Source organism: Photobacterium galatheae, from assembly GCF_000695255.1.
GTDB classification, from domain to species: Bacteria; Pseudomonadota; Gammaproteobacteria; order Enterobacterales; family Vibrionaceae; genus Photobacterium; species Photobacterium galatheae.
In genome coordinates this window covers 230,656-242,598 of sequence record NZ_JMIB01000004.1, presented here as the reverse complement: position 1 = coordinate 242,598, position 11,943 = coordinate 230,656, and the positions used below count along the sequence as shown (strand labels likewise).

Here is an 11,943-nt window from a genome sequence, read left to right as displayed (position 1 = left end):
AAGAGTCAATATTCTATGAAGAACAAATTACTGATCATGCTGGCTCTGGTCTGCTGTGTGGTTGCAGGCGCCTCGCTGTATATTTTTTCAGGTTCATCCGATGCCGAAGCATCGAAGCCTCAATCCGCGACCGACCCAATCCAGACACAAACGACACAGTCCAATCCAACGAACGAAACGCCTGCATTTCAGGAAAGCCGGACGCCCGCTTCATCACAAGCAGAAAACGTTTCTCACGAATACAACAAACAGGTTTTTGATGTCCGGTATGGCGGCGATATCGCCTTTTCAGCACCGGGCACCAGTGTTGAGCAAAGCATCCGCTTTGATCTCTCCGGTGAGTTATTCCAGTACCGCCAAAGCCGTGATGATCAAATTTATCATTTGCTCAGAATGCCGGCACCAACGGTCACAGCGGTCGTCAACCAGCAAACCAGCCCGGAAATTGTGGATGCGATCCGTCAGCAGGTCCAGGAAGGCATTGAGTTTGTGACCACACCTGAAGGCGAAATTCAGGAAGTGTATTTGTCGCAGCCGCATCCGTCGCTGAAAACCATGGAAACCATCGCCTTCCTGATGCAGAACATCGTGCCTGAGACCGTCAACGATCAGGATCAATGGGAACGCACAGAGCAGGATTACAACGGCGAATTCTCCGCTTATTACAACCTGAAACTGGACGACAGCGCGACTTCAGCGAACAAGATCTATCAATTATTTAAGCGTCGTGAACTGAAAAAAGCCCTGTATGATCAGGCCCGCGGCTTAGAGAATAAGCTGAGTGCAGAATACACATTCAGTCACAAAGCCCTGTGGGATCAAAACCGCCGGATGCTCACGCAACTATCGGTAGACGAAAGTGTGCAGCACCACATGAACGGCCAACCGCTGGCCACCAGCCGTAACCTGCTGGACATGAAACTGACGTTCTGGACTGACAGCATCAGTCCAGTCGAACTGGCGCTCATCAAGCACACGCAAGCCGGGCGTCAGATTCAACTTTCCGCCAGCGATGTTTTCCTGTCGACCGGAAATAGCGTCAACGCAGCATCAGGCTCTCAGCAGCAACAAGCCAAAGAAAAAGACGCCCGGGATCAAGCAGCCCAGGGAGTGAGCACAACCGCTGAAGCGGCTTATCAGGAAATCAAAGACCTTTATGACGCCATGCTCTCTCTGGAGGGTCTGGAGCGAATGAAAGCAGAAAACCAGCTGAGCGCCATGCTGCAAAACTTTGCCCGCGCCTACCCTGGCAACCTGGATTTGCTCACCAATGATCTGACCAAGTTTGGCACCCAAGAGCCGGGCTTCAGCCTGTATCTGAGTGCCCTGAGTACCGTGGCCAGCCTTCCGGCGCAAGACGCGATGCTGACAACACTGAACGCCCGAATGAGCGAAACCCAGGCAGCAACGTCGATCATGGCTTCACTGGCACTGTCTCCACAGGGAAATACGCAAACTTTTGAGCGCTTCTCAAACCTGATGAACAGCCAGACGATGTCAGACGGCCTGTCGGCCAATGTTGACCTTGCAAAAAGTGCGATGGTTCAACGCATGGGCGTGGAAGACACAACAACCGCGAACGGGTATGTCAGTGAACAGCTGCAACAACTGAAAACATCGGCAGATCCATCACAGACCCTGCATCACTTAACTGTACTTGGCAACATGGGGCAGTATCTGACGTTCTCCGATTTGCAAAGCTACACTGAGCAATCAAATGCGGACATTCGTCAGCGGGCCACCCATGCCCTACGGTTTGTGCCAGGTGCCGATGCCACCAACTATCTGATGACAACGCTCAAAAACGACACTAATGCAGGAACCCGCGAAGTGGCGGCGAACTCCCTGAGCTACCGCTCGCTGGACAGCAACACGCTCGCTCAAATTCAGCAGCAGATTGATCAGGAATCGAACCAGCAAATCAAAGACAGATTGCAGGGCATTGTTGATAAGTACAACACGCCAAATGAGGCGATCACGCAGTAAATCGACACGAGAGCTCTCATTTCAACAAGCTGGCAGAGTATATCTTCACCCTGCCAGCTTGATTCCATCGCTATTCCTTCACTGAGACGAGAGTACCTCAGAAGCAGAATACCTTTGAGGGCTGAGCGACTTTGAGACCTGAGTGTCTTGAAGACGAATGTGTCTCAGACATTAAAATGGCGCAATCACCCTGCTCAGGTAATCTGTCCAGCCTGATTTGCCGCTTCATGAAGTGCCACCAGCTTTACATCCTCTGCTTTCACCTCTGCAAAACTCGGACGCTGCACCACCCGCTGCACATAGGCAGTCAATACTGGGTCCGGGTCCACTAAACCAAAAGCCATGCAGTAATCAAGCGAGTTTGCCCATAACAGATCAGCGGCCGTAAAACGTTCTCCCAGCAAATATGGCCCCTTGCTTAACTGCTCTGTCAGGGTCTGATTGACCGTGTCGTAATCGGTGTAAGGGCTGACGGTACGATTCTGCGGCACCCAACCCATGGCCCGGTCGCAGACGGCGGGTTCATAACAAGCCGCGTAATACAGCATCCAGCGTAAATACGGGCCACGCAGCGGATCATCCAGTGCAGGGGCAAGCTCACCTGCGGCGTATAAATCGGTCAGGTATAAATAAATCGCAACCTGTTCTGTGATCAACGCTTCGCCATGAAGCACTGCAGGCACTTTCCCAAGCGGATTCACCGCCAGATATTCCGCTTGTCTGTTTTCTCCGGCCAGTATATTCACCGCATGAAGATGGAAGGGCACGCCCAGTTCTTTCAGTAAAATCAACACGCTGGATGAGCGTGATTGCGGCGAATGAAACAGAACAAGTTCCTGTTGAGCAAGTAAATCTGACATGTTTTTTCCTCTAGTGGTGACCAATGTGACCACTCTATTGAAGAAACCTGTCAGATTTTGTCAGGTTTCAAATTTAATTTATCCTTACCTGTATTCCTTTCTTGTTTGAGCAAATGCCATGCGTGCCAGCCGACTCCTCACCATTCTGATGACATTGCAATCCCGCGAGCTGGTCAGTGCCGCTGAATTAGCCCGGACATGTCAGGTGTCCGTCCGGAGTATTTACCGGGACATCGACAGCCTGAGTGCTTTAGGAATCCCGGTTTACAGTGAGCAGGGTGTCAACGGGGGCTACCGCTTACTGGACGGCTACAGAACCCAGCTCAACGGTTTCTCGAAACAGGAAGTCGAAACGCTGTTGATGCTGGGCTTAACCGGCCCGGCAAAAGAACTGGGGCTCGCACCTGCCATGTCGGAAGCCAGACTGAAACTGATGGCCGCGATTCCGGCGGAACTGCGCAGCCACGCCGAGCGTTTCCAGTCCTGTTTTTTACTGGATTCCCCGGGCTGGTTTACAGAAGGTGAAACCGTGAACCATTTGCCGGAACTGTTCACCGCTGCGTGGCAAAAAAACCAGATTGAGTTCGATTATCAAAGCTGGCGAGGTAACAGCCATCGGGTCGTCAACCCGCTGGGAATGGTTCTGAAGGCGGGTGCCTGGTATCTGGTGGCTCAGCCGCAGGACCGAACACTGGATCAGGCCAGAACCTACCGGGTCGGCCGCATCCGGGAGCTAAAAATACTGAATCAAAATTTTGAGTTGCAGGTACCTTTTGACCTGCCCGCTTACTGGCAGGAAAGCACCCGGCAGATGGAAGCCGAACTCTATCCCAATACCGCAATCATCAAACTGACCGCGAAAGGACTCAGGATGTTACCCGGCCTGAGCCCGCCTTATGTCCGGCAGCAGACTCACATAGCGGAAACCGATGATACAGGCTGGACAACCGTGACTTTACCGTCGGGGAATACAGAACAGGCACTGTTTGAAATGCTCAGATTCGGCCCGGAAGTGCAGGTCATCCAGCCCGAAGCACTACGGCAAGCCATGAGCAATGTGATTGGAATGATGCGTGGGTATTATGGCGAAGATGAATCGCCATCATCCAAATAAAGACCACCAGGTAAAAAACCACCTCAATTGGCGAGTGAATGGAAGTCAGTGGCGTCAAAAAGCACACGTCATTCTGATGTGCTCTGCCCTTCCCCAACCTGCGCCAGCAACCATGCTTTGAATTGCAGCTGTGCCTGCGTTTCCTGCTGGCCATGAAGTTTGGTCAGCCAGTAGCTCCCCTTGTGCAGATAAATCTCAAAAGGCTGCACCAGCTTCTCTTCCGCGAGCTGCCTTTCAAACATCGCAGGCGGTGCCAGCGCTACGCCATAGCCCTGAATCGCCGCATCTATCATGCTGATGGATGAATCAAAGACGATGGCACTCAGTTTTGCTTTCGGCACCGTGACTTTTGCTTCTTCCATCCATAGCTGCCACTCATCGGGGTTGTAGGATCGCAATAAGGTGTAATTCAGCACATCTCGCGGTGAAGACATGGCCTGCGCTATCAATGGCTGACACAGAACAGTAAACGGTGCGGGTAAAAGCTTCGTCGCCTCGGTTGCATGCCAGCTGCCTTTTCCGAAACGAATCAGATAGTCCAGACCTTCAGCCACCGGATCGGCGGTGTTGTTGTTCGTCGAAATTCGTAAGTCAATCAAGGGAAACCGTGCCTGAAAGTCAGCAAGGCGAGGCAGCAACCAGTTCACCGCGAACGTGCCGACCACACCAACCGACACCACCTCGCGGTGAATGCCCTGCGCGAGCATTTCCAGCGCATCAGACAGATGATCAAACGCCCCTTTCACGACGGGCAGCAGCATCATGCCTTCTTCCGTTAAATTTAAGCCCCGGGACTGGCGAATAAATAAGGACACCCCCAGCTGTGCTTCCAGCATCTTCACCTGCTGACTCACGGCCGCCTGAGTGACACACAGCTCCACTGCGGCTCTGGTAAAGTTCAAATGTTTCGCCGACACGAGGAACGCACGAATGGCATTCAACGGCAAATGGGTAATATTCATCCCTCTAACCTTATGCTTCTCAGAGCGAATATCTCAGGCCCGTGACCCTAGATTTTCTTATGACTCATCTTAGATTTCGCACATTGTGCCTCAAAATGACTCGCTTTAATATCCGCACTATCTCCCTAGGTTACAAATGGATTCCCAAATGGATTCCCAAATGGATTCCCAAATGGATTCCAATAGCAAAATTCGCTTTACATACATTGAGAAGTCACGATGAAAAATCTTGTTTGTCATTCAAAAAAACTCATTATTTCTGTGCTTTACCTAGCATCAGTCGCAGCTCCCCTGGCATCTGCCGCTGCGCCAGTTCATAGCCAAACGACAAAAAATGACGCAACACTCAAACTAGCCGTAGATCAGCAGGCAAAGCAGTTAATGGAAACATACAACATTCCGGGTATGGCCTTTGGCATCACCATCAACGGCAAAGCACATTATTACAACTATGGTCTGGCAGATATCCAACGGCATCAGCCCGTGACGGAAAACACCCTTTTTGAACTGGGTTCAGTCAGCAAAACCTTAGCTGCAACACTGGCCAGCTACGCACAACAACAAGGAAAGCTGTCGTTCGACGATCAAGTATCGAAGTATCTGCCAGAGCTGAAAGGAAGCACGATTGGAAACACACAACTCATTCGATTAGCGACTTACACCGCAGGAGGATTGCCGCTTCAGTTTCCTGAAAACGTCACGGACCACGCAACGATGCTGGACTATTACCGCCACTGGCAACCTGTATTTCCGGCTGGCACCCGCAGGCAATATTCAAACCCAAGCATTGGCCTCTTTGGCTATCTCGCTGCCCGGAGTATGGGATCTGAATACCCGTCGCTGATGGAAAATCGTATTCTGCCGGAACTCGGGATGTCTAACACCTTTGTGAACGTGCCTGAAACGAAGATGCGCAACTACGCATTCGGCTATAACGCTGCTGGTGACGCTGTCCGGGTTAATCCCGGCGTCTTAGATACCGAAGCTTATGGCATCAAATCAACCAGTGCAGATATGGTGCGATATATCGAAGCAAATGTTGGAACAGCTTCTGTACAGCCTGTAATGAAGCAAGCGCTGGCGAATACAAAGACCGGCTATTATCAGTCTGGCGCTTTGACGCAAGGGCTTGGCTGGGAGATGTATGCTTATCCGGTGACGCTGGACACACTGCTTGATGGCAATGCAAACCAGATGATTCTTAACCCGATGCCTATCAAGGCAAACGCTTCTCCCAAGCCCCTTTCGGAGCACATCTGGGTGAATAAAACGGGGTCAACGGGCGGATTCGGTGCTTACGTGGCTTATATCCCGGCTCAAAAAACCGGTCTCGTGATTTTAGCCAACAAAAGTTATCCCAATGCCGACCGAATCAAAGCCGCCTATGCGATTTTGAAGGCTGCCGAAAAATAATTGGTCCGGATTTCACGGTCAATTTCCTCGTGTTCCCCGCTCAGTCAAATAAATGGGGAACACATGGTTTATCTGATGATCTGCCTGACTCTCTATGCCCGATTCCCTCGTCAGGCGTGGCTTCACTATAAATCCTCAAACCGATGGGTGGAATGAACCATACGCATGATCTCATGCTCTTCCAGAGACTCGAGCGTCTCCAGCAATTCCTTGGCCGCAGGGATATCAGCCCGTGCGGAAAGATAACGATATAACTCGATGACCTGCTGATGCTGGTCGACAATCACATCGATGATCTGTGCCGCATCGAGTTTGGCAAAGGGAACCTCGCAGTGCTGATGCCGGACAATCGGGCTTTTTTGTAAATACTCATAACACCATGTGTTCAGGACATGCGCATCGCCAGATGTTTCAAATTCACTCACAACCTTGCTCAGACGTTGCTCATGATCGGCAAGATAATTCAGAAGCATCCGGGCACGTTCGTCTGTTTGCCGGTTCACACCACGAGACAAACAATGACTGAGGTGATGATGAAATTCCTTGGTCCAGTGCAGCACATCTTTCAGCGTTTCGACTTGCATAGCCATTACCTCATCAATTGAATCAACCAAAGAGACTACAAGCGCAAAATACTCCAGTAGCCCGCCACGTTTACTGAAAATTTAGTCTGCTCCTGCAAGTGCACCCGCAACCCTTCGAGGGCTTCAGGATCGCCATGAATCAGCTGAATACGGGTTTTATCCGCCAGTGCCGACTGCTGTAACCACTGGGTCAGCTCAAGGTAATCTGCATGACCAGACAAACTGGACAGCATTTTCACCGAGGCCCGCAAGGGTATCCATTCCCCATGAATTTTCACCGTCTCGACGCCGTTGAGCATTTTATCGCCCCGAGTGCCGCCCACCTGATAGCCGGTAAACAAGACCGTGGTTTTAGGACTACCGAGCAGGCGCTTAAAGTGATGCAGAATCCGTCCCCCGGTTGCCATGCCGCTGCCGGCAATGATGATATGTGGGAAAGCTTGTTTTTCTATCGCTTTCGATTCATCCACAGTCCGGATATAGGTGATGTCATTGCACATGCGCTGACATTGATCTGCATTCAGTCGGTGCTGGTCACGATACTGGCAAAAAATATCCGACACTTGAATTGCCATGGGGCTGTCGAGATAAATCGGGATTCTGGGGATCCTCCCTGTTTCCATCAATGTCGCCAGCATATGTTGCAACGCCTGCGCTCGTCCCACCGCAAAAGCAGGAATCAGCAAAACGCCGCCATGCATCGCCATCTGATTCACGACTTCTGCGAGTTGTTCAAATGGATCCTGAGTATCATGAAGACGATTTCCGTAAGTCGATTCCATCAACAGGAGATCAAGCGCAGGCAAAGGCCGGGGCGGTTTCATCAGTACATCATGGAAACGACCGACATCCCCGGAAAAACCAATCCGCTTTCCTTCCGCTTCCACAATCACACTGGCGGCACCGAGAATATGCCCCGCCGGTTGCAGATAAAAACAGATCTCTCCGATTTCGATCGACGTATCAAAATCCACCGATTGAAACAGCACCATACAGTCTTCAGCGGTTTGCCGGTCGTATAGCGGCTCCGGATGTTCATGCTTTCCCAGTTTATGCTTGCTGTAATACTTGGCATCTTCTTCGTGGATATGGCCGCTGTCGGCCAGCAGAATCTGACATAAATCTTTGGTCGCGTGATGGGTATAAACCGGCCCGCGGAAACCGTGTTTATACAGCACCGGGAGATACCCGGAATGATCGAGATGGGCATGGGTAAGCAAAACAGCGTCGAGCGTGTCGATGTCCATTGGCAATGTTTGCCAGTTGCGCTCCCGCAGCCATTTATATCCCTGAAACAGACCACAATCGACCAGCACGCGCGTCTGATCGGTCTCCAGCAAAAACTTGGAGCCAGTCACCGTTTCTGTGCCACCAAGAAAAGTAATCTTCACCCGGCATCTCCCTGGGTTTGACCCAATTTGACCGCTTCAGGACAGTCGCCCCTATTCCATACACAAGAAGCCAAGAAGCCAAGAAACTAAGAACAAGGAACAAGGAACAAGGAAGCTTGTTGATGGAATTGGACGCTGCGATCGGTTGCAACGACGTCATCAATCACTATCGGTTAGATTAGGTACGCCAAACGGGTTCTTCAAGGCAGATTCAAGGTTGTTTGCACTTGTGGCCAACGACTCAAACGAGAAAGACACAGGGGAATGCACGCTTGTCATGAAGGACGCAACAACAACCCAAGTGTCGGTCACACTGTTCTGACACAGTTGTTTCAACACTCCCTAAATTCAGACAGGCACCGTTTTTCTAATGACTTCTGGTTTCGAATTCACTAGCAAAAACATCACTTTGCCTATCAATACGCTCAGAAAGCAAGGGAGGTTCTGAGGTAAAATTCGGTCATGAATATCAAATTACTTGTGACTGAATGGCAAGGCTCAACTTTGCACATCACTGTGAACAGCAAGATCGAGATAGAATCGGAGCAAGAACAGGAAACAGATGCTGATACGAATAACCCAATACATCCCTCATGAAATTTCATGGGAATCAAAAAAGTTAACCATGACAAGAATCAAGAAAGCTAAGAATTAATCAATCTCAGTTTGTTGTCGCCTAAATAAAAAACAGTTTATTCAGTGACTTATCCTGAATATTGAATCGAATAATAACGAGTAAAAGATGAAAAAAGCAATTTTTCCACTACTGGCAATATTAATAACACCAACTTCATTTGCCTCACCTTACGATGCAATTCAATCAAACAACATCAGTGAACTTGGTAAATATATAAACAAGGAAACACCAACCAAACAAGTGAATCAGTTACTCAAATACGCAGTGAAGATGGACTCTGTAGAGTCCATTCGATACTTAGTTGAAAATGGCGCTGACATTAATCATTATATTTTCAGCGACAACATTTTTTCAAATCAAACACCATTATCTGTTGCTTTATATTTTGACAATTTTGATTCAGTTAAAACACTCATTGAATTAGGTGCAAATGTTAACTTACCATTCTCAATTGGTGAGGATCCAGATCATCATCGAGAGTTTAAGTTTTTTACACCACTTTCTTACGCAATTGAACATAAAGACGACAAGCTTGTTAAATACTTTATTGCTCACGGAGCCAATGTCAACCGACAGGAAGCCAGTTATGGGAGATATACTTACGCTCCTCTTGTTGCAGCAATCGATGCTAACAGAACAGACTATGCAAGACTTTTACTGAAAAAAGGTGCGGATCCATCGATAACTTTTTATGGTCAACCTATCCTTTATTATTCAATAAATAAAGAAAAAATAAATTTATCTAAAATCTTGATAAAATTTGGTGCAAATATTAACGATAGCTATGATGCACAAAGTATTCTAGAGTTAGCGATTGAAAAAAACAGTCCTATCATAAATGACTTATTGGAGGCAGGTGTAAATGTCAATGGTACAAGAACAAATGAAGATAATCGTGCAGCTTCAACGCCATTAATCACAGCAATCAAGAAAAAAAGCCCACTCATCAATAAACTCGTTTCTCTAGGTGCTGATTTGAATGCAAAAGATATTTATGATGCATCTATCCCAAGAATAGCCATTAAAAATGGTATACCTATCGATAATCTTCTTACAGAAAAGAACGTACTTGATCCAGAATTAATTTTCGAGGCAGTTAAAACCAATAACTTAAAAATTGTAAATCAAGTTATTCAATCAAGCCCAAAAATAGAACTAAACAAACCCATTGAGTTTCCTCTTTCAAGAGAAACACCTTTAAGCCTGGCAATCCAGAAAAACAACTTCTCAATCGTAAAAAAGCTAATCGAAAGTGGTGCAAAAATCAGTGATATCCCAAACTTCCCAAATGCGCTGATGGACTCAGTCATGCTTGAAGATACGAAAATCACAAAATTCTTACTCAAAGAAGGCGCTAACCCGAATGTATTCCGAAAAATCAATGGTTACTATGATCACACACCACTCAGCTTAGCAACCCCTGAGAACAGAAAAGTTTTATTGGAACATGGTGCAAAACTCAATCCAACAGATATCCCCTCACCCCTGATGCTTCTCGCTCGGCATGGTGAGTATGATTCTATCGACGCATTCGTTAAACTCGGTGCAGAAGTAAATACATACGGTCATTATTATTCCCCCCTGATGAATGCCGCAATCAGTGATTCCGTTGAAACAGTCGATAAACTCATCGCACATGGTGCGAAAATCGAATATACAATTGAGAACGGTGAAACACCGCTCATGCGAATCATTCATGCAATTTCCACAGAGATGTTCGACAAGCTAGTTAAAGAGGGGGCAAACATTCATGCAACAGACGACGCAGGAAATACTCTGCTTCACTGGGCTGCTAAGTATTCAAATGAAAGTAGATTTAATCACCTCGTTGAAAATGGTCTTGGTGACAAACTCCATACAAAAAATGCTTCTGGTCAGACGCCTTTTTTAATCGCCGCTCAAACACATAATGTAAGAATCATGGAATATCTGTTGGCTGGTAATTTCAACATTGATATAGAACAATATGATTTAAATCATAAAAATGCGATGGCACTTGCTTTAATCAACAATGACATCGATGTGAACTCATCTAATATTGCAGCAACCTTAGTTAATTTTGGAATGAACCTGACTAAAGAACATCCAAACTCTACAACAATGCTAGATTTATTGGTAAAGGAAACACCAAAGGTTTTTTCAGGATTGGGATACCAGCTAGATTTTAAATTAATGCTGAAATACAATCCAGAATCCATTCAACAGATTATGCAGAGCAAAATAGACCCTGAAACTTTAGAGCGAATCATTAGCTCTACCAAAAGAGATATTTTTAGAAAAAATGACCGCCAGCTCCTTGAAGCATTATTAAAATCTGGGCTAGATCCAAATAGCTATGTTTTTAATGATTACATGTTGAACAAAGCAATTGATAACAATGACATTGAAATGACGGAGTTATTAATTAATTCCGGAGCCGATGTCAATGCCGAATCTGAAAAAGGTTCCCCTTTGATGTATGCCATTACAAATAACAACGATAAAATGGTCACTTTATTGTTAAAGTCTGGTGCGGACTATGAAAAACTCCAAAGTGACTACAACAGATATTCATTGGATCGTATCACTGAAAATCACCCTCGTTCAGCTCAAGCCATTACCGATTTCAAACGAAGCACATTGATTGAAAAAGCCAAAAAGATAAGTATATATCTTTCGTTAATTTTAGCTGTACTTCTCTCCGTTTATACGTTGTATCGACGTCAACAAAGAAAAAATGAAAAGACAAAAACATCCGACTAAAACATTTGATTAAATCATGCCCCTAGCATTTCCACTGAAAGAGGTGGAAATGCTAGCACAAACTCACGCTGAAAATAATTTTCGCATACTGATAAAATATATCTCATAAAGTAAATCTGTCCACTTCCGCTGAACCTTTTACAGATCGCAGACTTGAAGATATCCAAGAGTGTTTAGGTGAGTTTTTTGGCGATTTTTTCTACCCCAATCGCTTATCACACTGCTCAAAGGAAACAATGGTGTCATACCAATAC

General features: G+C 47.0%; 8 protein-coding genes. 4 read left to right on the top strand and 4 right to left on the bottom strand.

The genetic code is table 11. The features are described from left to right. Positions 1 to 15 precede the first annotated feature (15 nt). On the top strand, positions 16 to 1,986 hold the full coding sequence (locus tag EA58_RS02835) for a hypothetical protein (protein WP_036748710.1): 1,971 nt from the start codon (positions 16 to 18) through the stop codon (positions 1,984 to 1,986). A gap of 194 nt (positions 1,987 to 2,180) precedes the next feature. Here the strand turns inward: EA58_RS02835 and EA58_RS02830 are convergent, their stop codons facing one another. Continuing rightward, positions 2,181 to 2,846 carry a glutathione S-transferase family protein gene (locus tag EA58_RS02830; RefSeq protein ID WP_036748707.1) on the bottom strand — a complete coding sequence of 222 codons (666 nt, stop codon included), beginning with the start codon at positions 2,844 to 2,846 and terminating at the stop codon, positions 2,181 to 2,183. Positions 2,847 to 2,964: 118 nt separating this feature from the next. On the opposite strand from EA58_RS02830, the gene EA58_RS02825 reads away from it, so the two are divergent. Continuing rightward, positions 2,965 to 3,960: a helix-turn-helix transcriptional regulator gene (locus EA58_RS02825; protein WP_036748704.1), complete on the top strand. Its 996-nt coding sequence runs from the start codon at positions 2,965 to 2,967 to the stop codon at positions 3,958 to 3,960. A gap of 68 nt (positions 3,961 to 4,028) precedes the next feature. Here EA58_RS02825 and EA58_RS02820 read toward each other — a convergent pair whose 3' ends face one another. After that, positions 4,029 to 4,922: a LysR family transcriptional regulator gene (locus EA58_RS02820; RefSeq protein WP_036748702.1), complete on the bottom strand. Its 894-nt coding sequence runs from the start codon at positions 4,920 to 4,922 to the stop codon at positions 4,029 to 4,031. 219 nt (positions 4,923 to 5,141) lie between these two features. Between EA58_RS02820 and ampC the strand changes: the two genes are divergently transcribed. Then, positions 5,142 to 6,335, top strand: coding sequence for a class C beta-lactamase (gene ampC, locus EA58_RS02815; RefSeq protein ID WP_036748699.1), 1,194 nt, complete (start codon positions 5,142 to 5,144; stop codon positions 6,333 to 6,335). A 125-nt stretch (positions 6,336 to 6,460) separates the two neighbouring features. On the opposite strand, the gene EA58_RS02810 is transcribed toward ampC, so the two are convergent. Together EA58_RS02810 and EA58_RS02805 are read right to left on the bottom strand one after the other, a co-directional pair. Next, a complete protein-coding gene (locus tag EA58_RS02810) occupies positions 6,461 to 6,919 on the bottom strand; it encodes a hypothetical protein (RefSeq protein ID WP_036748697.1) in 459 nt (152 codons plus the stop codon). 35 nt (positions 6,920 to 6,954) lie between these two features. Beyond that, positions 6,955 to 8,310: an MBL fold metallo-hydrolase gene (locus tag EA58_RS02805; protein ID WP_036748695.1), complete on the bottom strand. Its 1,356-nt coding sequence runs from the start codon at positions 8,308 to 8,310 to the stop codon at positions 6,955 to 6,957. Between the two features lie 742 nt (positions 8,311 to 9,052). Between EA58_RS02805 and EA58_RS02800 the strand changes: the two genes are divergently transcribed. Then, positions 9,053 to 11,689, top strand: coding sequence for an ankyrin repeat domain-containing protein (locus EA58_RS02800; protein WP_036748693.1), 2,637 nt, complete (start codon positions 9,053 to 9,055; stop codon positions 11,687 to 11,689). Positions 11,690 to 11,943: the final 254 nt, after the last annotated feature.

Bases quoted from the DNA above. Each gene is read 5' to 3' on its own strand.
- EA58_RS02835 (WP_036748710.1), top strand. From the start codon at position 16: ATGAAGAACAAATTACTGATCATGCTGGCTCTGGTCTGCTGTGTGGTT.
- EA58_RS02830 (WP_036748707.1), bottom strand. From the start codon at position 2,846: ATGTCAGATTTACTTGCTCAACAGGAACTTGTTCTGTTTCATTCGCCG.
- EA58_RS02825 (WP_036748704.1), top strand. From the start codon at position 2,965: ATGCGTGCCAGCCGACTCCTCACCATTCTGATGACATTGCAATCCCGC.
- EA58_RS02820 (WP_036748702.1), bottom strand. From the start codon at position 4,922: ATGAATATTACCCATTTGCCGTTGAATGCCATTCGTGCGTTCCTCGTG.
- ampC (WP_036748699.1), top strand. From the start codon at position 5,142: ATGAAAAATCTTGTTTGTCATTCAAAAAAACTCATTATTTCTGTGCTT.
- EA58_RS02810 (WP_036748697.1), bottom strand. From the start codon at position 6,919: ATGCAAGTCGAAACGCTGAAAGATGTGCTGCACTGGACCAAGGAATTT.
- EA58_RS02800 (WP_036748693.1), top strand. From the start codon at position 9,053: ATGAAAAAAGCAATTTTTCCACTACTGGCAATATTAATAACACCAACT.